General features: G+C 42.3%; 19 protein-coding genes, 2 tRNA genes and 3 rRNA genes. 20 read left to right on the forward strand and 4 right to left on the reverse strand.

Going from position 1 to position 20842, the window contains the following annotated elements; all coding sequences use genetic code 11:
* Window positions 1–27 precede the first annotated feature (27 nt).
* From PVK79_RS01595 to PVK79_RS01630, 8 genes are read left to right on the forward strand one after another with little or no spacing between them, the layout of a single operon-like run.
* A complete protein-coding gene (locus PVK79_RS01595) occupies window positions 28–627 on the forward strand; it encodes a prepilin-type N-terminal cleavage/methylation domain-containing protein (protein WP_182760526.1) in 600 nt (199 codons plus the stop codon).
* Complete coding sequence (gspI, locus tag PVK79_RS01600; RefSeq protein ID WP_145242773.1) at window positions 627–1004, forward strand: type II secretion system minor pseudopilin GspI; 378 nt, start codon at window positions 627–629, stop codon at window positions 1002–1004. The genes PVK79_RS01595 and gspI overlap by 1 nt, the downstream gene beginning before the upstream one ends.
* Window positions 1005–1628 carry a type II secretion system minor pseudopilin GspJ gene (gene gspJ, locus PVK79_RS01605; protein WP_182732554.1) on the forward strand — a complete coding sequence of 208 codons (624 nt, stop codon included), beginning with the start codon at window positions 1005–1007 and terminating at the stop codon, window positions 1626–1628.
* Entirely contained in the window at window positions 1618–2607 is a 990-nt protein-coding gene (gene gspK, locus PVK79_RS01610) for a type II secretion system minor pseudopilin GspK (protein ID WP_145242776.1), read from the forward strand. The genes gspJ and gspK overlap by 11 nt, the downstream gene beginning before the upstream one ends.
* Window positions 2604–3812 carry a type II secretion system protein GspL gene (gene gspL / locus PVK79_RS01615; RefSeq protein WP_182732555.1) on the forward strand — a complete coding sequence of 403 codons (1209 nt, stop codon included), beginning with the start codon at window positions 2604–2606 and terminating at the stop codon, window positions 3810–3812. Before gspK ends, gspL begins: the two co-directional genes overlap by 4 nt.
* A complete protein-coding gene (gspM, locus tag PVK79_RS01620; RefSeq protein WP_182719493.1) occupies window positions 3809–4282 on the forward strand; it encodes a type II secretion system protein GspM in 474 nt (157 codons plus the stop codon). Before gspL ends, gspM begins: the two co-directional genes overlap by 4 nt.
* Window positions 4283–4285: 3 nt before the next feature.
* On the forward strand, window positions 4286–5044 hold the full coding sequence (locus tag PVK79_RS01625; protein WP_145242782.1) for a type II secretion system protein N: 759 nt from the start codon (window positions 4286–4288) through the stop codon (window positions 5042–5044).
* Window positions 5045–5062: 18 nt separating this feature from the next.
* The gene (locus PVK79_RS01630) at window positions 5063–5683 is read left to right on the forward strand and encodes a UPF0149 family protein (RefSeq protein ID WP_145242784.1); all 621 of its coding nucleotides are present in this window, start codon (window positions 5063–5065) and stop codon (window positions 5681–5683) included.
* A gap of 2 nt (window positions 5684–5685) precedes the next feature.
* Here the strand turns inward: PVK79_RS01630 and PVK79_RS01635 are convergent, their stop codons facing one another.
* A complete protein-coding gene (locus PVK79_RS01635; RefSeq protein WP_145242786.1) occupies window positions 5686–5889 on the reverse strand; it encodes a hypothetical protein in 204 nt (67 codons plus the stop codon).
* Window positions 5889–6248 (reverse strand): hypothetical protein, encoded by a 360-nt coding sequence (locus tag PVK79_RS01640; protein WP_145242788.1) that lies wholly within the window; start codon window positions 6246–6248, stop codon window positions 5889–5891. Before PVK79_RS01640 ends, PVK79_RS01635 begins: the two co-directional genes overlap by 1 nt.
* Window positions 6249–6539: 291 nt before the next feature.
* Between PVK79_RS01640 and ccoG the strand changes: the two genes are divergently transcribed.
* From ccoG to PVK79_RS01665, 5 genes are all read left to right on the forward strand, one after another.
* Window positions 6540–7970 (forward strand): cytochrome c oxidase accessory protein CcoG, encoded by a 1431-nt coding sequence (gene ccoG / locus PVK79_RS01645; protein WP_257325177.1) that lies wholly within the window; start codon window positions 6540–6542, stop codon window positions 7968–7970.
* Window positions 7971–8034: 64 nt separating this feature from the next.
* Entirely contained in the window at window positions 8035–9012 is a 978-nt protein-coding gene (locus PVK79_RS01650; protein WP_257325178.1) for a serine/threonine protein kinase, read from the forward strand.
* A 29-nt stretch (window positions 9013–9041) separates the two neighbouring features.
* The gene (locus PVK79_RS01655; RefSeq protein WP_145242795.1) at window positions 9042–9665 is read left to right on the forward strand and encodes a thiol:disulfide interchange protein DsbA/DsbL; all 624 of its coding nucleotides are present in this window, start codon (window positions 9042–9044) and stop codon (window positions 9663–9665) included.
* A gap of 34 nt (window positions 9666–9699) precedes the next feature.
* Window positions 9700–10338, forward strand: coding sequence for a thiol:disulfide interchange protein DsbA/DsbL (locus PVK79_RS01660; RefSeq protein ID WP_145242797.1), 639 nt, complete (start codon window positions 9700–9702; stop codon window positions 10336–10338).
* Between the two features lie 65 nt (window positions 10339–10403).
* Window positions 10404–10850 (forward strand): 2-thiouracil desulfurase family protein, encoded by a 447-nt coding sequence (locus tag PVK79_RS01665; protein ID WP_257325179.1) that lies wholly within the window; start codon window positions 10404–10406, stop codon window positions 10848–10850.
* Between the two features lie 5 nt (window positions 10851–10855).
* On the opposite strand, the gene trmA is transcribed toward PVK79_RS01665, so the two are convergent.
* The gene (gene trmA, locus PVK79_RS01670; protein WP_145242801.1) at window positions 10856–11956 is read right to left on the reverse strand and encodes a tRNA (uridine(54)-C5)-methyltransferase TrmA; all 1101 of its coding nucleotides are present in this window, start codon (window positions 11954–11956) and stop codon (window positions 10856–10858) included.
* A gap of 429 nt (window positions 11957–12385) precedes the next feature.
* Here trmA and PVK79_RS01675 point away from each other — a divergent pair, with 429 nt between their 5' ends.
* Together PVK79_RS01675 and murI are read left to right on the forward strand one after the other, a co-directional pair.
* Window positions 12386–13507 (forward strand): DUF5610 domain-containing protein, encoded by a 1122-nt coding sequence (locus PVK79_RS01675; RefSeq protein ID WP_257325180.1) that lies wholly within the window; start codon window positions 12386–12388, stop codon window positions 13505–13507.
* A gap of 63 nt (window positions 13508–13570) precedes the next feature.
* On the forward strand, window positions 13571–14386 hold the full coding sequence (murI, locus tag PVK79_RS01680; protein ID WP_182779328.1) for a glutamate racemase: 816 nt from the start codon (window positions 13571–13573) through the stop codon (window positions 14384–14386).
* On the opposite strand, the gene PVK79_RS01685 is transcribed toward murI, so the two are convergent.
* Window positions 14349–14828, reverse strand: a complete 480-nt coding sequence (locus tag PVK79_RS01685) for an RNA recognition motif domain-containing protein (protein ID WP_145242807.1) — start codon at window positions 14826–14828, stop codon at window positions 14349–14351. The genes murI and PVK79_RS01685 overlap by 38 nt on opposite strands.
* 622 nt (window positions 14829–15450) lie before the next feature.
* Between PVK79_RS01685 and PVK79_RS01690 the strand changes: the two genes are divergently transcribed.
* The 5 genes from PVK79_RS01690 (at window position 15451) to rrf (ending at window position 20703) form a co-directional block, all read left to right on the forward strand.
* Window positions 15451–16992 (forward strand): 16S ribosomal RNA (locus PVK79_RS01690).
* A gap of 76 nt (window positions 16993–17068) precedes the next feature.
* Window positions 17069–17145, forward strand: a tRNA-Ile gene (locus tag PVK79_RS01695).
* Between the two features lie 46 nt (window positions 17146–17191).
* Window positions 17192–17267 (forward strand) — tRNA-Ala (locus PVK79_RS01700).
* A 303-nt stretch (window positions 17268–17570) separates the two neighbouring features.
* Window positions 17571–20457, forward strand: a 23S ribosomal RNA gene (locus tag PVK79_RS01705).
* Window positions 20458–20588: 131 nt separating this feature from the next.
* Window positions 20589–20703, forward strand: a 5S ribosomal RNA gene (gene rrf, locus PVK79_RS01710).
* Together the 16S, 23S and 5S rRNA genes with 2 tRNA genes alongside form the textbook arrangement of a ribosomal RNA operon.
* Window positions 20704–20842 lie beyond the last annotated feature (139 nt).

A 20842-nucleotide genomic window follows, 5' to 3' on the forward strand; every position in this document is an offset into this window, starting at 1 on the left:
TTTACACCCAGCACCGAGCTTAGCATGATGTTAAGTCGGGCTAAGTTGCGCCTTGCAAAGCTAAAGTCACCGATGCGTGGCTTTAGTTTAATTGAAATTTTGGTTGTGCTGGTGGTGATCGCCTTCGCCACTAAAATGGTGGTATATAGTCTTGATGGCGGTGTTGAAGATGAATTGGATAAACAAGCACTGAGACTGCATACCACCATTAATATGGCTTCTGAATTTGCAATCTTAAATCAGGTTGAATTAGGTTTTCAGCTTGATAAAGATACCTTAGAGTTTTTAGTGTTTGATGGTGAAAAATGGATCACCTTCGACCGAGAAAAGCTGTTTGCGCCGATGACTGTTGATGAACGTCTTAAGTTGACACTTAATCTAGAAGATCTCGCATGGGCTCAAGATAATCTACTCGAGCAATCCAATTGGCGCGAGTTAATGAGTGGCGGTGATGATGATAGCTTACTCGAATTGCAAAAAATGAAAATCCCGCAAGTGCTAATTTTATCTTCTGGTGAGGTGAGCGCATTTCAACTTATCTATGAATTAAAAGATGAAAAAGAACCTGTGTATTTCATCGAAGGGGAATTTTCCGCACCGGTTAACTTACGCAGAGAGCCAGAATAATGTATCGCAGGTCTAAAGGTTTTACTTTACTTGAGGTTATGGTGGCGCTGAGTATTTGCGCCATGGCTGGGATTGCCGCCATGCAAGCTACAGCCGAGCATATTAATCATTTATCAAGCCTTGAAGAGCAAACCTATGCCTCTTGGGTGGCTGAGAATGTAATGATTGAACAGCGTACCTTAGGCGATAAGTGGCAAGGCAAAAATGGCGCAAAAGGCACTGAAACAATGGCTGGTATAGAATGGTATTGGCGTCAAGATACCGAAGCGACAGCAGATAAAAGTTTTGTAAAAGTGACTATTAATGTATTTAGCGATGAAAAGTTAGAGCACTCGGTTTATGAGCTCATCAGCTATTTAAATAAAGGTAGCAAATAAGTGAAGCAGCGCGGTTTTACACTATTAGAAGTGATGGTAGCGCTGGGGATTTTAGCATTCGTCGTGTTAGCTACTCACCAAATTCTTGATTCGACCACGAAAGCGAAAGATGCATCAGACGAAAAAATTGCAGAATTGAATGGTTTGCAAACGACCTTTAGGTTAATGGATCAAGATTTCAGCCAAATGACTAAACGTGCCGTGCGCAATGAAGCCGGTGATGTGCAAGAACAATATCTACTTGCTGGGCGTTACACCATTAATAGCCAGTATGATGGTATTGCCTTTGTGCGAGATGGCTGGGTTAACCCAATTAATTTATTACCGCGCTCAGAGCTACAAGCGGTGGGTTATCGTGTTATTGATGACAACCTTGAGCGTATATATAGGGTCTATGTTGATCAACTCGATAATCTTGAGCCGCGAGTGCAAGTTATTCTTAAAGATATCGAAGATCTTAAATTTGAATTTTTAGATGAAAAAAATGAATGGCAAGAGCAGTGGCAGGGCAAGTCATTGCCAAAAGCTGTGGCGGTCACATTGCAACAAATTGATGAAGAACCAATAAGACGCGTTTTTTTAGTACCGGGTAATGGAAAGATGGGAGGTTTAAATGAACCATAAATCCCAACATGGCGCCGCGCTTATAATTGTCTTATTTATTGTTGCCTTGGCATCAATTTTAGCCGTAGAGATGAGTGCTAACTTGCTTGTTCAAGTTCAAAAAAGTACCAACATACAAGGCCATCAGCAAGCCAAGTGGTATGCCTATGCAGCAGAAGAGCTGGCTATTAAAGCGTTATTACAAAGCAAAAAAGATGACCCTGAAAAAACCACTTTAAAACAAATTTGGGCGCAACAAGGCGATATTCCTTATCCGGTCGATAATGGTACCTTGCAAGGCAAGATCACGGACTTACAGGCTTGTTTAAATCTCAATGCATTACGTGTTAAAGCGCCACAAGCGGGTAGTACTGATAAAACCAATCCTGCGCACACCGCGTTATTAGCGCTATTAGAAAATATTGAGGACTTGCCAGCAGAAGAGTCGGAAGAAGCCATGGCTGACAGTGTTTACGACTGGCTCGATGAAGATAGTATTACTTATCGTTCTGGTGCTGAAGAAGATGAGTATTTATCGCGTAAATCACCATATATGACAGCGAATAGTTTTTTTGCATCAAGCTCAGAGCTGCGTTTGGTTAAAGGGTTTAATCCATTAGTGATGGAAAAAATCTTGCCATACGTATGCGTGATCCCAGGTAGCGAATTGTTAGCAATTAATGTCAATACAATCGCTCCTGAACAGGCATTATTATTGAGTGCATTGATTGATGGTTTGAGTGAGTCAGGTGCGCAAAGTGTGCTATCAGTCCGGCCAGAAGAAGGCTTTAATAATATTGAAGAATTTTTTGAACAAGTGAATCAACAAGGGGCTCAAAATGTTAAGTCTGTTGAAAAACTGTTCACCATAAATAGCGAATATTTTAAACTACAAGCGCAGGCTAAATTTGTCGATCTGCGTTTTTCGATGACCACATTACTGCATGCCAAAGATGGCGAAGTAACTATACTGGCGCGAAAATTTGGAGGCGTACAGTGACAGAAATACTGTTGATCCGCACGGGTCAAACTCAACAAGAAAGTATTAATTGGCTGATTTACTCACCATTAGAACAAGAAATAATTGCCAGTGGCGGATTGCCGAACGCTGAGCAACTGAGTGAGTTAGTTGAAAAAGCACAGAATCGTGAAGTTGTGGTATTACTGCCATGTGATCAGGTGCAACTAAAAACCGTAATCCTGCCGACCAAATGGAATCGTAAGCTTGAGCAAGCGCTCCCATATATGCTCGAAGAAGAGATTGCATGTGACGTAGATGACTTATTTATCGCGATTGCTGAGCCTACTATGGTCGGTGACAAGCACGCCATTAAAGTTGCCATGACTGACCGAGAATGGTTTGAAACTTGGTTAGCTGTATTTGCTGAACATGAAATTGCAGTGTTAAAACTGTTACCCGATGCATTATTGCTTCCTACTGCGGAACATGAGGGATTAAGCGTTATTGAGCTTAATAACCAATGGCTATGTAAGCAAGGCTCATGGCGGATAAGTGCTGTAGAGCAAAGCTGGTTGGCTGAGTATTTAACTGCTTTAGGTCACCCTGATGTTGCACATTACAGCCCTGCCTCGCAATTTCCAGAAACGGTTAATCTTACGGCGCATACCGATGCTTATGATTTGCCGCTGGCGTTATTTGCTAAACAATTACCTGAGATAAAATTCAATCTTCGCCAAGGCCAATATCAACTGAAAAAGAAAAGCGCATTATGGTGGGCGTATTGGCAAGGTGCCGCCATTGCAGCGAGTGTCGCGTTAGTTGGCTCTGTGGCAGTAAAAAGTCTTGAATTGTATCAGTTAAATAGTGAGCTTGAAGTCGCTAAAACACAAGTGGTTGAGCGCTATCAAACGGCCTTTCCAGGGAAAACAGTTCGTCCGCATTTGATTAAAAACCAAATTCAGGGTGAATTGGCTAAATTAGAGGGTGGCAGCAGTGCCGGATTCCTAGATTTAACGAATGAGCTGGTGGGGGTATTTAGCCAAGTGCAAGAGTTTACTCCTGAGACATTGCGTTATGATCAACGTCGCAATGAACTTAGAGTTCGTGCTCGCGGAAAAGATTTTCAAACCTTTGGCAAAGTTAAAGCAATTCTTGAACAACGCGGATTAACTGTAGACCAAGGCTCATTAAATAATGATGGCGACTTTGTAGTCGGTGAAATAAAACTACGAGGTGCTGCATGAAACAACAACTTTTAAAACATTGGCGTGGCTTAAAAGAGCAAGAGCAACAGTTAGTGATGGTCGCTGGGGTTATTTTTGTTATTTTTATATTAGTTATGGGTATTTTTAGACCACTAAACAACGCGATAACTGAAGCTGAAAAAAACCAAGTTAAACAGCAAGAATTATTAGCGTGGGTTGATAACAGTATTGTTAAACTCAAAGCGGGTAGTGCGCGTGCTGTTACAAGTGACCAAAACTTGAGTCAAATAGTTAATGCTAGCCGCGCTCGCTACGATATAACCATAAGCAAAATGCAGCCTAGCGATAATTCATTAAGATTAACCATCGACTCGGTACAGTTTAATAAGCTCATAGAATGGCTTGATGAACTGGTAAACACTAAAGGCGTATTGATTGAAAATTTAGATCTCAGTCGCGATGATAAACCAGGCTACGTGCGCGTTAGCCGACTGGTATTAGAGAAGTAAAGAATGAAAAAAATAGCGATTCTTATAGTAATATTTTTCTTCGGTTTTATCTTTTTTGCACTATTAAAAACGCCAGCTGCAGTTGCGCTTAATTTAGCAAATCCTTATCTACCTAAAGATCTGCAAATAGGTAAAGCATCGGGTAGCATTTGGCAGGGTAGAATCATGCAGCTGCGCTATCAAGATGAACAGATTAATAATTTAAACTGGGATATTTCTGGTTGGGCATTATTCACCGGACAGCTTACAGGCAGTGTAAAGTTTGGTGATCCGCGACAGACCAGTGAACTGTCAGGACGCGGTGACTTTAGTTATGGTTTACTTGATCAAGTAGTTGCATTAAATGATGCTACATTGCGTTTGAGTGTTGAACGTGCGATGCAGCGTTTGCAGTTGCCATTACCTATTAATGCTAAAGGCAGAGTAATTGTTGAGTTAGATGAATATCTCTCAGGAGCGCCTTATTGTGATGCATTAAAAGGTGAAATCGCCAGTCCAAACATCGATGTGCAAGGATTGTCTGGCTGGTTTAGCGTTGGTCCATTAAGTGGCAAGTTAAGCTGTAAGTCGGGCGATATAGCCGTGTTAGTTGATCCTGAAAACCGCTTAGGCTTAGCGGCTGATGCAACCTTAAAAGCAAACATGGACTTTAAAGTGGCTGGATATATCAAGCCAGAAGCATCACTACCAAAAGAAGTACACGATGCCGCCAAATTTTTAGGCCGTGCAGATAGTGATGGCCGTTATCCATTAAATTTTTAAACAAGGCTGAATTGTTTTATGCAAATTCCTGAATTTACACAGCAACATGGCCAGCAGTTAAGTACGTATTTAGCGAGCCGCAATGGCGCCATGACATTTGTGCAGAGCCAAGGTTACTTATTTGCGGTTATTTGCTCTCCTGAGCCATTAGACGTACACGAGTGGCTTGAGCAGATAGTGCCAGATGCACACGGCCAGCTAGAAGAACAAACATTATTTGCATTTATGGCTTTGTATCATCAGATCAGTGAGCAAGTTTATGAAACAGGTTTTAAGCTCCCTGTAAGTTTACAGGTGAGTGATCAAGACGACAGCTACCTAGATTTGCATGAATGCCAGCAATGGTGTCAGGGTTTTGTTCAGGGAGCACAGGTGTATATTGATAAGCTAATGCAAGCTGATGCACTTACAACAGACTTAACTGATGCATTGCAAACCGCTTACGCCAGTTTAGGCTTTTTTGCTTTAGAGCCCCAGCTTATCACAACAATTGCCCAGCAAAATCAGCTTAGTGAAATACAACTATGCCAGCAACAGTATGAACTAATGGGAGATTTTGCATTAGGATTTGCTGAGTTAATAGAAATTATCGCGGTGCAAAGTGGTTTGTACGCAGATGAAGAAGATGGTTGGAGTTAGCATTATGCTAAATCCAACACAATTTCAGTACAGCCCTTAGGGCATTTAGCAACCCCTTGGCCGGGTTGCTGAGTCTTTAAATCTAACGTTAATATGCCTTGGCATACTTCACATTTAACCGTTTGCCCTTTCGCCAGCTTCTTCAGTAGGTTTTTATGTTGGTTAAACGATGCGCTGCTTTTTTTTGTTAAAGCTGAAAAATCCACTATTTACCTCTGCGCTCAGCCAATGATGTTGAGACGATGTCACACACTGTATTTAAACGATCTTCATAAAAATATAAGTTGAGATCTTTACTGCGGCAGTAACGAGTATGGAATAGCTGCAGCTGTTCATCAGTTTGCATGGTTTCTTCTAAATACTCTAACTCGCTTTCTGAAAGTGTTAGTTCTGACTTGATGCGGTTTTTTGCCATGCTCGCAGCGGGTCCACGGTTAATGTTGCTAGCACTACTTAATAGCCCTACACCTTCTCCTAATAACTTTTCTCGAGGTTCTTTTATCATTGGATGATCAATTGTGAATAACGCAAGTATCACTACAACTAGTACAAGGAATTTTTTCATATGTGAGTAAACTTTGATCTGAACGGGTACGAATTAGGCACCAGTGTAATAAAATGCCCCTTTGTAAAGCAAGCAAGTTAGGTGAATAAATTATTATCAATGAATATCAGCTTTTTTGAGGAGAGTTGGTATAATGACAGAGAACAATTAGATTTTTCAGAAATCTCTGAACTTTTACAGCACAGTAGTTCAGTTTGCACTATTTTTAAATGTAAGCTTAGTTGTTAGCTATCTAAATAGCGTTATATGATTGTTTGACTTTCATTCTCCAAGCGGCGTTGAGGAACTTCGATGGACAAGCAAATAAAAGTAAAAAATATTCCTAGTGAGGTCAAGATCGAAAAGCCCGATCTCTATGCTCAACAGGATAGATTTAATCCCCGCAATCGCATTTATGTACGTGCGGTTAAAGGGTTACATCAACTATTAAGACAGCGCATTGGTTTTCTTGGTATGTTGGCGTTCATGGCGCTGCCATGGATAAACTTTAATGACCAACAAGCTGTGTTATTTGACCTCATTGGTCAAAAATATAACATTTTTGGGCTAACTCTATGGCCACAAGATTTTACTATTCTTGCTTTTATTCTGATGCTTGCTGCATTCGCGTTATTCTTAGTGACCACCTTTTACGGTCGGGTATGGTGTGGCTATACGTGCCCGCAAACAGTCTGGACGTTTATTTTTATTTGGTTTGAAGAAAAGTTCGAAGGGACAGCGAATCAACGCAAGAAGCTTGATCAGCGACCAATGGACTTTGATAAATTTTGGCGTAAGACAGCCAAGCATACAGGTTGGATAGCTTTTTCTTTATACACCGCACTTACCTTTGTTGGTTATTTCACACCTATTCGTCAGCTGTTACCGGATTTTGTTACTTTTGATGTAGGTGGCTATGCGCTGGTTAGCATTATCGTATTTACTGTATGTACTTATGGTAATGCTGGATGGATGCGCGAAATTATGTGCTTGCATATCTGCCCGTATTCGCGCTTTCAATCTGCAATGTTTGATAAAGATACCTTCACAGTAAGCTACGATGAAAAACGTGGTGAAAATCGTGGGCCACGTAGTCGTAAACAAGATCGAGAAGAGCTTAGCTTAGGTGACTGTATTGACTGTAATTTGTGTGTACAAGTATGCCCAACAGGGATCGATATTCGCAATGGCCTGCAAGCTGAATGCATTAACTGTGGCGCCTGTATCGATGCCTGTGACGGGGTAATGGATAAGATGAATTATCCGCGCGGGCTTATCTCATATACCACTGAGCGTAACCTAGAAACGCCAGAGAATAAAACCAATCCTCTGCGCGCTAAGATTGTTGGTTATATTGTTATATTAGTGGTGCTCAGCGCAGCGCTGGTAACGAATATTGTAATGCGTAAGCCAATGGACTTAGATATTATTCGCGATCGAAATCAACTCTATCGAGTCGATTTTAATGGGCTTGTCGAAAATACCTACACACTTAAAGTGATCAACAAAGCACAATACGAGCAAACCTTTAATATTAAGGTGGCAGGACTGGAGAACTTTAAGTACATAGGTAAGCAAACTTTTACCGTGCAAGCGGGCGAATCGCACAACGTGCCATTATCATTGGTGATGGATCCGTATGATTTGAAAGCGCCTATGACCGAGTTTAATTTTGTATTATCGCCAGTGGACAATCCAAGTTCACAAATTTCGCAGCCGAGTAACTTCTTTAAAGCGCGATAGTTAAGTACACTGATAACAAATAAAAAGCGGGATTTTCCCGCTTTTTTTATAATTGATGAGAATTATGAGTAAATTTAGTTTTGTTGACCTCACCCCAGATTCGATTTTAGATGCGGTCGAAAGTATTGGTATTTACGCAGAGTCTGGCTTATTAGCACTGAATAGTTACGAAAACCGTGTCTATCAATTCAAAGCTGAAGATGGCCTACGTTATGTGGTGAAATTTTATCGCCCCGAGCGCTGGAGTAAGGCACAAATACTCGAAGAGCATAGCTTTGCATTTGAATTGGCTGATGCGGAAGTGCCTGTAGTTGCGCCGATACAGCGTAATGGCGAAAGCTTATTTGAGCATAATGGTTATCTATTTACTTTGTTCCCAAGTGTCGGGGGGCGCATCTTTGAAGTTGATAATCTTGATCAGTTAGATGTGTTAGGACGCTTGATTGGTCGAATGCATCAAGCAGCTAAAGCCAATGTTTTTAGCGAACGTCCGATCATAGGGTGTGACGAGTATCTAGATACAGCTAAAATTCAGTTACAAAACAGTAATCTGGTGCCTAGCAGTTTAACTACCGCGTTTTATACTATTTTGGATATGGTGATCGCTAAAACGAAATCGCTTTACCAGCAGGTGGATACTATACGTTTACATGGTGATTGCCATGCCGGTAATATTCTTTGGGCCGGTGATGCGTTGATGTTTGTTGATTTGGACGATAGTCGTCAAGGGCCTGCGATTCAAGATTTATGGATGATGCTCAGTGGCGATCGAAACAATCAACTGTTACAGTTAGATACCTTAGTGACTGCCTATGAAGAATTTTGTGATTTTGATCACACTCAACTCAAATTAATTGAACCATTACGGGCAATGCGTATGATTCATTATATGGGGTGGCTAGCTAAACGTTGGGAAGATCCGGCATTTCCGCGGAACTTTTCATGGTTTGCTGATGACAAATACTGGGAGCAACAAATTTTAGCGCTGAAAGAGCAGTATTCTGCACTTCAAGAGCCGCCGCTGAAGTTGCTGCCTAACTAATTATTAAAAATATTTGAAACGAGAGTCCAATGCTTAAAAAACTAAAATTGAGTTTACTACTGTTATGTTTACCTTTTGCTGCGATGGCTGCAGATTTTAAAGCTGGTGAGCACTATGACGTACTAAAAATTGAAAAAAGTAAAACCTCACAAGTAACAGAGTTCTTTTCATTTTATTGCCCGCACTGTTTTAAGTTTGAAGCTGTAGCTAAAGCAATGGAAAAAAGCTTGCCTGCAGGTACTGAGTTTGTAAAAAACCATGTCAACTTTTTAGGTGGTTTAGCGCCAGAAGTGCAAAGTAATTTGAGTTATGCGTATATCATTGCTAAACAGCATAACAAAGGTGAGCAAGTTGCAGATCAAATGTTTGACAGCATTCATATAAAACGTGCTCCACTCAATAACATTAAAGACGTCAAAGCATTACTTGCAGTAAATGGTATTGATAGCGATACCTTTGATAAAGATATTGCCAGCATGCCTGTGATTGCGGCGGAAAAAGCCATGCAAGACAAGCAAAATAAGTTTTCACAAATGGGAGCCTTAACCGGTGTACCAACGTTTATCGTTAATGATAAATATAAAATCAATATCAATACCATCAAGAGCCAAGAGCAGCTTGATGAGTTAGTTGCCTTTTTATTACAACAATAAGCTATTAAAACAATAATTTTTGGAGTTTTTACCGATGATCAAATTAGTTAAAGCAGGATTGCTGGCACTTTTATTACCATTAGCCGCGAATGCAGCACCAACAACTTATGAAGAAGGTGTGCATTATGATGTAGTATCTGAGCGCGCTAGTAAAAAGCCAGAGGTAAAAGAGTTTTTCTCATTTTATTGTCCAGCGTGTAATAACTACGAAGCTCTATTAGTTGAGGTTAAACCTAAACTTGATACAAGTATTGAGTTTAAAAAGAGCCACGTCGATTTTGTTGGTGTGCGTGATCCTGAAAATCAACAAATGATTTCACAGGCACTTGCAACAGCTGAAGTACTACCACAAAAAGATGCCATTATTGCTGCTATGTTTAATCATGTTCACGTTAAACGTGCTAAGTTTAATGAATTAGCTGATGTTAAAGATGTATTTGTCGCGCAAGGTGTTGACGGTGATAAGTTTGATAAACTGTATAAAAGTTTTTCAGTACGCACTATGAGTTCAAAAATGAAGCGTGACCAAGATTACTATAAAGATAAGGGGGCACTGCGTGGCGTACCAACATTTATCGTAAATGGTAAATATAAGCTTAACCTAGGTCGTGAATCAGGTATTACTGAGCCTGAAGATATTAGCAAATTGATTAATTACTTAGCTGCTAAATAGAGCGGTTTAGTGTTTATTGTAAAAAAGCTCCGTACGCGGAGCTTTTTTGTTGCAGGTGGTAAGAAATGCATAAAATACTGGTTTCAAGTTGCTTACTTGGTGCTCCCGTGCGCTACGATGGTAGCGGACAACAGTTACTCCATCCGCAGCTAATCGCATGGCAGCAGGAACGTATAGTCGCTTTTTGTCCTGAGATTGCTGGTGGTTTATCCACTCCTAGAGATCCTGCTGAAATCGTCAACGGTAAAGTGATTACCAATACTGGTGATGATGTGACACCGGAATTTCAGCTAGGTGCAAAACAAGCATTACGCCTTTGCCAACAGTACAATATTCGTTTTGCGCTATTAAAGGAATCAAGTCCTTCTTGTGGTCGTAATACAATTTACGATGGCTCGCACAGTGGTATTAAGGTGGTTGGAATGGGATTAACGGCTTCGCTATTAGAAAAGAATGGTATTAAAGTCTTTAGTGAGCAGCAAATGCCAGCGCTAGTAAAAGCACTGGCATAGATACTTTACAATTTACGTTGTAAAAATACCCCTGATTCAATGTGGTGGGTATATGGAAATTGGTCAAAAATCGCAAACCGTTTAACTTCATGAGTGCGAGTTAGGTGCTCTAAATCACGCTCTAGCGTATCAGGGTTACATGAGATATAAATAATACTCTCGTAGTTAGCCACCAAATCACATGTTAGTGTATCCATGCCTGCGCGCGGCGGATCAACTAAAATGGTCTGACAATCATAGCTGCTTAAGTCAATCCCTTCTAAACGTGAGAAGGTTCGTTCGCCTTTCATAGCTTGAGTAAACTCTTCGCTCGACATACGAATGATATCTAAGTTAGTTACGTTATTTTTAGCAATATTATACTGCGCTGAGTGTACTGACGATTTAGAAATTTCGGTTGCTAATACACGATTAAACGAACCAGCTAAGGCAATTGAAAAGTTACCGTTACCACAATAGAGCTCTAGTAAATCATTTTTTAGTGGTTTACATAAGTCTTGTGCCCACTCCAGCATCTTAATGTTTACTTTAGCATTTGGCTGCGTAAAGCTGTTTTCAACTTGTTGGTAAATAAGTTGCTGGCCATTAACTGTTAAACGCTCAGTAACAAAATCATCACCGAGTACTTCTTTTTGTTTGCGAGCACGCCCAATAAAATCAATTTTAAAGCGCTCACTCAATGATTCTTTTAGTGACTTGATAGCTGCTAGCCATTCTTCGTCGAGTGGTTTGTGATAAAGCAGACTCACTAAAATCTCACCGCTTAAACTAGAAAGATAATCTATTTGGAATAATTTACGACGCAAGACTTCACAGCCTTTAAGATTATCGATCATTGCCTGCATTACTTCCCCAATTAGCGGCGCTGCAGGGTCAAACACATCGACTCTGATTTTGTCTTTGGTGGCTTGATCAAACATAATGTGGAATAACTCATCGCCATCGTGCCATACTCTAAATTCAGCGCGTTGACGGTAATGAATTGGCTCAGAGGCAAAGACTTCTAATTGTTCAACACCAAAGCGTTGGAATTGCGCAATGATACGTTGCTCTTTTTCATTTAACTGTGCGTCGTATCCTGTTGTATCGATCTTTATAACCGCCATTACCTACTACCTTATTTCATTATGCTGTTTATCGGCGCTATTGTAGGGGGCAGGGATTATTTGTCTAGGGTCTGTTTATCTTTCTAGGTTAATTTTGCAGCTGTGCGTTTGGTTTTTAGGCAAGGCAGAGCCTATGTAGTGTGGTTATTCCCCATAAATAGGCGATAACGTAGCATAAATGCCAAACGCGCGCTGCCCGAAGGGTTCTGCCTAGGGGCGATTAACTCTTTGTTGCTCAATTTTTACTTAGCCCACTAGGTTACAAATCTCGCGCCGCGATTAAATCGCCCCGAGGTTGAACAAATTTTAATCCTTAAAGGTCAACAGGCCCTAATTTTGAGTAATAGCAAATGCTGTTTTTTTGTACATTTTACTTTAGTTATTTATTTTTGGGCCGATACTTAAGTAAGCAAAAATAGGAGTCGGATCATGAAAATTGGCAACTTTGGCTTTGTTCCAAACAACAACGTCAATAAATACAGTAACAAAGCTGCATTACAGCAACCTACAATACAGTCGCCTCAAGATAGTTACCAGCAACGTGGTAAAGAATTAGCAGCAAAAGTGTTAGGTGACAAAATGGCTGAGGCTTTAGGCTTACCTGTCGCGGAAGAGAAAAAAGACAAGCCACTATTTGATTTTGAAGAAATCGTCAAAAACGTTTTGGATTTTGTAACTGGTGCCGTTAAGAAAGCGCAAGTCAATGGAGCCGATAATGAAAAACTCAAAGGTATGCTTAGTGATGCACGCAAAGGTGTGCAAACAGGTATTGATGATGCTTATGGTGAATTAAAAGATACCGGTATTCTAAACGACGAAATTGAGCAGGGCATAGAAAAATCCAAAGAAGGTATTTTTAATGGCCTGGATGAGTTTGAAGAGGATTTATTTAACCCTAAACCGGATTCTGTCAGTGTTACTCAATCACAGTATTTAAGTTTAAGTAATAATGCTCAGTATAACTTCACCACTGCAGAAGGTGACGAGGTGAGTATTAGTTTTGCTGATGCATTTAAACAGCAATCAGCCAGTAGTTATCAGCGTAATGGTCAAAATGAAGGCTATGCCAGTGCATCATCACAATCGCGGGAGTTATCATTTAGCATGTCAGTAAATGGTGACTTAAACGAAGATGAACAAAAGGCTATTAATGCAATGATGGAAGACTTGCAAAATGTTAGTAAAACATTTTTTGGTGGTGATTTGGAACAAGCCTTTGAACAAGCACAAGAGCTCAACTTAGGCAACGAACAGCTCGTCGCGTTTTCAATGGACTTAAAGCAAACTAAAACGTTTGCAGCAATAAAAGGCTATCAAGAGAATAAACCAACACCAGAGAAAGCTGTGGCTGAAAAAATAGCTCCATTTAATGACGATCTAAAAAATGCCTTTAATAAAGCGGGTGATCTTGGTTTGCAAAATGAACTGTCAGGCATTTTACAATGGTTAAATCAAGACCAAGAGGAAATAGGCAAATTAGTCGACTATACAAAATCAATGTTTGAGCAAATGAATAAATTGCGCTCAGCAGCACTAGAGAGTGAAGCATAAGCTTTATTTTCAGTATACCGCGTGGCAAACTGCTCAGCTTAGTTATTATAAGGAGCGAGTTGTTTGTCACCTCATATCATGGTTTTTGATTCGGGCATTGGTGGTACCACAGTGCTGAAGCATATTCAGCAATACATACCTGATGGCCGTTATAGTTATTTTATGGATAACGCCTACCTACCTTATGGAAAGCTGAGTCAACAAACCATAATTCAGCGCCTCACCGGATTATTAATTTTTATAGAAACACAACAATTACACGTTGATGTGTTAGTTATTGCTTGTAATACCGCATCTACTTCAGCACTGAGCGCGCTTCGCGAATTAACCACGATACCGATCGTCGGTGTAGTACCTGCAATTAAACCCGCCGCTTTATTATCTAAGTCACAGCATATTGCCTTATTGGCCACACCAGCAACAGTACAAAGTAGTTATACACAACAGTTGATAAGCCAGCATGGTCAAGCTGTCACAGTACATTTATATGCAAGTGTTGAACTTGTAACGTTGGCGGAACAAACATATCAAAGTAAAAAGATTATCCAAGACAAACTAGTTGCAGAGCTCGATAGTCTCGCTATTGATAATAGAGTGGATGTAGTCGTGTTAGGTTGTACGCATTTCCCAATTTTAGCAAAAGGTTTGAATGAGTATTTTAACAGCACTGTATTATTACTTGATTCCGGCGTAGCAATAGCCAAACGGGTGTGTGCAATACTCAAAGAGCATAATATAGATTGCAGTGATGAGCTTGATGCTAATTGTACAGGCAAGAAAAAGCCGCTACGTTATTACGCAACGGCTTCTATTTATGTTGATAAGCAACCGGTGGAGCTAGTTACGCTGATTGATCCGACTCAGAACGAAAAGAGTTAGATTCATCATCTTGTTTTTGTTTTGCTTCACGAACTTTCAATGTACGTTGTTGGAACTCGCTATCGTTTAATTTTGCAATAGCATTATCAGCATCTAGCTCTGCCATTTCAACAAAGCCAAAGCCACGACGTTTGCCAGTATTTTTATCCTTTAATAGGCGTACATTAAACACTTTACCTTGTTCTTCAAATAAAGCGCGAACTACACCTTCATTTGCACGATAAGGAAGATTGCCCACATAAAGTGTTTTTGTTTTTACTTCGGCTTCTTCTACATCGCCAGATGACATTGCAGCTATAACTACACCACCAATTAATAAACCAGCACCAAATAACAGTGCAGGACTTAATTGTAGGCTCGAAAGCGCAAAATTAACTATAACGAAACCAATAACAGCAAGGATAACTGAAGAGATAAGAGATTTTTGATCGGGTAATTTCATTTTGATCTACCAATAAACAGGAAATAAACATTAATTTAACATTGTGAACTTGCTATCTTAACGCGATAAATGAACATAGCAATGATATTTATGTGAAATAATTTAATTTACATCAAAAAAGACTCGAAAAAGCATCGATTGAGTGTTCTTTTAAAGCGTTTTGCATGCTTTTTGAGCGAACAGTCAAAAGATTGAAAAAAAGTGTTGATCTGTTTTTGGAACTCCCTATAATGCGACCCCACTGAGACGGGAAACGCCAACGCATAGCGAGGCACGAACAACTCAGAGAGTTAAATAAAACTTCGGTTTTAAATATTCGCAAGAAAGTTTAAAGCTAAGTGTTGACTCGAAAAATAAAGGATGTATTATACGCATCCCTAGCGACAATGTCGCAACGTTCTTTAACAATATAAAGCAATCATCTGTGTGGGCACTCGTACAGATTGAGTTCTAACAGCCAAGCTTAGTTCGCTAAGCAAGGCAAAAAATTTAGAGTCTCAATTAAAACTGAGTGACCAACAGAAGTAACTTATTTATAAGTTGCTTCGGCACAGTCAATTCAATATCGAAAGATATTAAATAAATTCAGAATTCATTGAGCTGTCGAAAGACAAAAAACTTTTAATTGAAGAGTTTGATCATGGCTCAGATTGAACGCTGGCGGCAGGCCTAACACATGCAAGTCGAGCGGTAACAGAGAGTAGCTTGCTACTTTGCTGACGAGCGGCGGACGGGTGAGTAATGCTTGGGAATATGCCTTTTGGTGGGGGACAACAGTTGGAAACGACTGCTAATACCGCATAATGTCTACGGACCAAAGTGGGGGACCTTCGGGCCTCACGCCAAAAGATTAGCCCAAGTGGGATTAGCTAGTTGGTAAGGTAATGGCTTACCAAGGCAACGATCCCTAGCTGGTTTGAGAGGATGATCAGCCACACTGGGACTGAGACACGGCCCAGACTCCTACGGGAGGCAGCAGTGGGGAATATTGCACAATGGGCGCAAGCCTGATGCAGCCATGCCGCGTGTGTGAAGAAGGCCTTCGGGTTGTAAAGCACTTTCAGTAAGGAGGAAAGGGTAGTTTTTAATAGAGGCTATCTGTGACGTTACTTACAGAAGAAGCACCGGCTAACTCCGTGCCAGCAGCCGCGGTAATACGGAGGGTGCGAGCGTTAATCGGAATTACTGGGCGTAAAGCGTACGCAGGCGGTTTGTTAAGCGAGATGTGAAAGCCCCGGGCTCAACCTGGGAACTGCATTTCGAACTGGCAAACTAGAGTGTGATAGAGGGTGGTAGAATTTCAGGTGTAGCGGTGAAATGCGTAGAGATCTGAAGGAATACCGATGGCGAAGGCAGCCACCTGGGTCAACACTGACGCTCATGTACGAAAGCGTGGGGAGCAAACAGGATTAGATACCCTGGTAGTCCACGCCGTAAACGATGTCTACTAGAAGCTCGGAGCCTCGGTTCTGTTTTTCAAAGCTAACGCATTAAGTAGACCGCCTGGGGAGTACGGCCGCAAGGTTAAAACTCAAATGAATTGACGGGGGCCCGCACAAGCGGTGGAGCATGTGGTTTAATTCGATGCAACGCGAAGAACCTTACCTACACTTGACATACAGAGAACTTACTAGAGATAGTTTGGTGCCTTCGGGAACTCTGATACAGGTGCTGCATGGCTGTCGTCAGCTCGTGTTGTGAGATGTTGGGTTAAGTCCCGCAACGAGCGCAACCCCTATCCTTAGTTGCTAGCAGGTAATGCTGAGAACTCTAAGGAGACTGCCGGTGATAAACCGGAGGAAGGTGGGGACGACGTCAAGTCATCATGGCCCTTACGTGTAGGGCTACACACGTGCTACAATGGCGCATACAGAGTGCTGCGAACTCGCGAGAGTAAGCGAATCACTTAAAGTGCGTCGTAGTCCGGATTGGAGTCTGCAACTCGACTCCATGAAGTCGGAATCGCTAGTAATCGCGTATCAGAATGACGCGGTGAATACGTTCCCGGGCCTTGTACACACCGCCCGTCACACCATGGGAGTGGGTTGCTCCAGAAGTAGATAGTCTAACCCTCGGGAGGACGTTTACCACGGAGTGATTCATGACTGGGGTGAAGTCGTAACAAGGTAGCCCTAGGGGAACCTGGGGCTGGATCACCTCCTTATACGATTTAGAACTTATTTGTTCGTAGTGTCCACACAGATGATTGTTATTGTAAAGAGAACAAACACTTATTGTTTGGGTCTGTAGCTCAGTTGGTTAGAGCGCACCCCTGATAAGGGTGAGGTCGGTAGTTCAAATCTACTCAGACCCACCACTTCTTCAACGAAGTCGGTAATCAAACAATAAGTACCAGCATATGTGGGGCTATAGCTCAGCTGGGAGAGCGCCTGCCTTGCACGCAGGAGGTCAGCAGTTCGATCCTGCTTAGCTCCACCACTTACTTCTTAAAAATAAATATTCTTTTATCGGGCAGCATAATCGCCTGAGAATAGAGTGTGTTTAATTTTGAGAGGTTTTTGTATCTCTTGCTCTTTAAAAATTTGGAAAAGCTGATAATAAAATTCGTATAAATACAGTGTATTTGTACAGAGTTTTCAAAAGTAAAAAAGAATGATAGCAGTATCATTCAGTGCCATTTAATGAACGTTTACGTTTGTTGATTGGTATCTACTTTAGTATTCAATATTAACTTCTGGCGAAGTTAAACTGTCACTAAACAAAGACCCGTTTGGGTTGTATGGTTAAGTGACTAAGCGTACACGGTGGATGCCTTGGCAGTTGGAGGCGATGAAGGACGTATTAACTTGCGATAAGCCTAGTCAAGCTAGTAAAAAGCACTTGAGACTAGGATTTCCGAATGGGGAAACCCACCTGCTTGCAGGTATCGTTAACTGAATACATAGGTTAACGAGGCGAACGCGGAGAACTGAAACATCTAAGTACCCGTAGGAAAAGAAATCAACCGAGATTCCGAAAGTAGCGGCGAGCGAAATCGGAACAGCCCTTAAGCTTAATTGGTGTTAATGGAAGGCTCTGGAAAGTGCCACGATACAGGGTGATAGTCCCGTACATGAAAATCCCTTTTAAGTGAAATCGAGTAGGTCGGAGCACGTGAAACTTTGACTGAATATAGGTGGACCATCATCTAAGGCTAAATACTCCCAACTGACCGATAGTGAACCAGTACCGTGAGGGAAAGGCGAAAAGAACCCCTGTGAGGGGAGTGAAATAGAACCTGAAACCGTGTACGTACAAGCAGTAGGAGCCCACTTGTTGGGTGACTGCGTACCTTTTGTATAATGGGTCAGCGACTTATATTTTGTAGCGAGGTTAACCGAATAGGGTAGCCGTAGGGAAACCGAGTCTTAACTGGGCGACTAGTTGCAAGGTATAGACCCGAAACCCGGTGATCTAGCCATGGGCAGGTTGAAGGTTGAGTAACATCAACTGGAGGACCGAACCCACTAACGTTGAAAAGTTAGGGGATGACCTGTGGCTAGGAGTGAAAGGCTAATCAAACCGGGAGATAGCTGGTTCTCCCCGAAATCTATTTAGGTAGAGCCTCGGACGAATACTTACGGGGGTAGAGCACTGTTAAGGCTAGGGGGTCATCCCGACTTACCAACCCTTTGCAAACTCCGAATACCGTAAAGTAATATCCGGGAGACACACGGCGGGTGCTAACGTCCGTCGTGAAGAGGGAAACAACCCAGACCGCCAGCTAAGGTCCCAAAGTCATAGTTAAGTGGGAAACGATGTGGAAAGGCCCAGACAGCCAGGAGGTTGGCTTAGAAGCAGCCATCCTTTAAAGAAAGCGTAATAGCTCACTGGTCGAGTCGGTCTGCGCGGAAGATGTAACGGGGCTAAACTATGCACCGAAGCTGCGGATTCAGAATTTATTCTGAGTGGTAGGGGAGCGTTCTGTAAGCGGTTGAAGGTGTACCGGGAGGTATGCTGGACGTATCAGAAGTGCGAATGCTGACATGAGTAACGATAATGCGGGTGAAAAACCCGCACGCCGGAAGACCAAGGGTTCCTATCCCATGTTAATCAGGGTAGGGTAAGTCGACCCCTAAGGCGAGGCCGAAAGGCGTAGTCGATGGGAAACGGATTAATATTTCCGTACTTGGTATAATTGCGATGGGGGGACGGAGCAGGCTAAGCAAGCATGGCGTTGGTAGTCCATGTGAAAGTGAGTAGGCTAGCGACTTAGGTAAATCCGGGTTGCTGTTAGGCTGAGACACGAGACGAGTCACTAAGGTGATGAAGTTGCTGATGCCATACTTCCAGGAAAAGCCTCTAAGCTTCAGATTATACCGAATCGTACCCCAAACCGACACAGGTGGTCAGGTAGAGAATACTAAGGCGCTTGAGAGAACTCGGGTGAAGGAACTAGGCAAAATCGTACCGTAACTTCGGGAGAAGGTACGCTCCGATTGGTGATGAGACTTGCTCTCTAAGCTGATTGGAGCCGCAGTGACCAGGTGGCTGGGACTGTTTATTAAAAACACAGCACTGTGCAAAATCGCAAGATGACGTATACGGTGTGACACCTGCCCGGTGCCGGAAGGTTAATTGATGGGGTTATCTTCGGAGAAGCTCTTGATCGAAGCCCCGGTAAACGGCGGCCGTAACTATAACGGTCCTAAGGTAGCGAAATTCCTTGTCGGGTAAGTTCCGACCTGCACGAATGGTGTAACCATGGCCACGCTGTCTCCACCCGAGACTCAGTGAAATTGAAATCGCAGTGAAGATGCTGTGTACCCGCGGCTAGACGGAAAGACCCCGTGAACCTTTACTACAGCTTGGCACTGAACATTGAACCTACATGTGTAGGATAGGTGGGAGACTTAGAAGATGAGACGCTAGTTTTGTTGGAGTCGTCCTTGAAATACCACCCTTGTAGTTTTGATGTTCTAACGTTGGCCCCTGAATCGGGGTTACGGACAGTGCCTGGTGGGTAGTTTGACTGGGGCGGTCTCCTCCCAAAGAGTAACGGAGGAGCACGAAGGTTGGCTAAGTACGGTCGGACATCGTACGGTTAGTGTAATGGTAGAAGCCAGCTTAACTGCGAGACAGACACGTCGAGCAGGTACGAAAGTAGGTCATAGTGATCCGGTGGTTCTGAATGGAAGGGCCATCGCTCAACGGATAAAAGGTACTCCGGGGATAACAGGCTGATACCGCCCAAGAGTTCATATCGACGGCGGTGTTTGGCACCTCGATGTCGGCTCATCACATCCTGGGGCTGAAGTCGGTCCCAAGGGTATGGCTGTTCGCCATTTAAAGTGGTACGCGAGCTGGGTTTAGAACGTCGTGAGACAGTTCGGTCCCTATCTGCCGTGGGCGTTTGAGAATTGAGAGGGGTTGCTCCTAGTACGAGAGGACCGGAGTGAACGAACCGCTGGTGTTCGGGTTGTCATGCCAATGGCATTGCCCGGTAGCTACGTTCGGAACTGATAAGCGCTGAAAGCATCTAAGCGCGAAGCAGGCCTCGAGATGAGTTCTCACTAGACTTTTAAAGTCTCTGAAGGGCCGTTGAAGACTACAACGTTGATAGGCAAGATGTGGAAGCATAGTGATATGTTAAGCTAACTTGTACTAATTACCCGTGAGGCTTAACCATACAACGCCAAACGCGTTTTATGTGATAGTTAATAGCGCAAGAAGTTAATAGACTAAAGTAGATTTACTGAAAACTTTATTATCAGAATTCCAAATTTTAGTTAATTGCTAACGCGATTAACACCAAATTTGCTTGGTAACAATAGCGTTTTGGACCCACCTGACCCCATGCCGAACTCAGTAGTGAAACGAAACAGCGCCGATGATAGTGTAGCATTTGCTATGTGAAAGTAGGACATTGCCAGGCTCCAAATTGAGAAAGCCGCTTCAGAAATGAAGCGGCTTTTTTACGTCTGTAGGAAAGCTAATGGCTTTGAGCTGTCAGCAGCGCAGTGTTATACCAATCGACTTAAATATTTAACCATTCTAGCGAGCTAAATAATACC

This window comes from Pseudoalteromonas rhizosphaerae (genome assembly GCF_028885455.1).
Taxonomy (GTDB): domain Bacteria; phylum Pseudomonadota; class Gammaproteobacteria; order Enterobacterales; family Alteromonadaceae; genus Pseudoalteromonas; species Pseudoalteromonas rhizosphaerae.

Coding starts and splice junctions, on each gene's coding strand:
- gspM (WP_182719493.1), top strand. CDS start 3,809: ATGAAACAACAACTTTTAAAACATTGGCGTGGCTTAAAAGAGCAAGAG.
- gspI (WP_145242773.1), top strand. CDS start 627: ATGTATCGCAGGTCTAAAGGTTTTACTTTACTTGAGGTTATGGTGGCG.
- gspK (WP_145242776.1), top strand. CDS start 1,618: ATGAACCATAAATCCCAACATGGCGCCGCGCTTATAATTGTCTTATTT.
- PVK79_RS01640 (WP_145242788.1), bottom strand. CDS start 6,248: ATGAAAAAATTCCTTGTACTAGTTGTAGTGATACTTGCGTTATTCACA.
- PVK79_RS01630 (WP_145242784.1), top strand. CDS start 5,063: ATGCAAATTCCTGAATTTACACAGCAACATGGCCAGCAGTTAAGTACG.
- PVK79_RS01685 (WP_145242807.1), bottom strand. CDS start 14,828: ATGAAATTACCCGATCAAAAATCTCTTATCTCTTCAGTTATCCTTGCT.
- PVK79_RS01655 (WP_145242795.1), top strand. CDS start 9,042: ATGCTTAAAAAACTAAAATTGAGTTTACTACTGTTATGTTTACCTTTT.
- PVK79_RS01625 (WP_145242782.1), top strand. CDS start 4,286: ATGAAAAAAATAGCGATTCTTATAGTAATATTTTTCTTCGGTTTTATC.
- PVK79_RS01595 (WP_182760526.1), top strand. CDS start 28: ATGTTAAGTCGGGCTAAGTTGCGCCTTGCAAAGCTAAAGTCACCGATG.
- trmA (WP_145242801.1), bottom strand. CDS start 11,956: ATGGCGGTTATAAAGATCGATACAACAGGATACGACGCACAGTTAAAT.
- PVK79_RS01665 (WP_257325179.1), top strand. CDS start 10,404: ATGCATAAAATACTGGTTTCAAGTTGCTTACTTGGTGCTCCCGTGCGC.
- PVK79_RS01675 (WP_257325180.1), top strand. CDS start 12,386: ATGAAAATTGGCAACTTTGGCTTTGTTCCAAACAACAACGTCAATAAA.
- PVK79_RS01660 (WP_145242797.1), top strand. CDS start 9,700: ATGATCAAATTAGTTAAAGCAGGATTGCTGGCACTTTTATTACCATTA.
- ccoG (WP_257325177.1), top strand. CDS start 6,540: ATGGACAAGCAAATAAAAGTAAAAAATATTCCTAGTGAGGTCAAGATC.
- PVK79_RS01650 (WP_257325178.1), top strand. CDS start 8,035: ATGAGTAAATTTAGTTTTGTTGACCTCACCCCAGATTCGATTTTAGAT.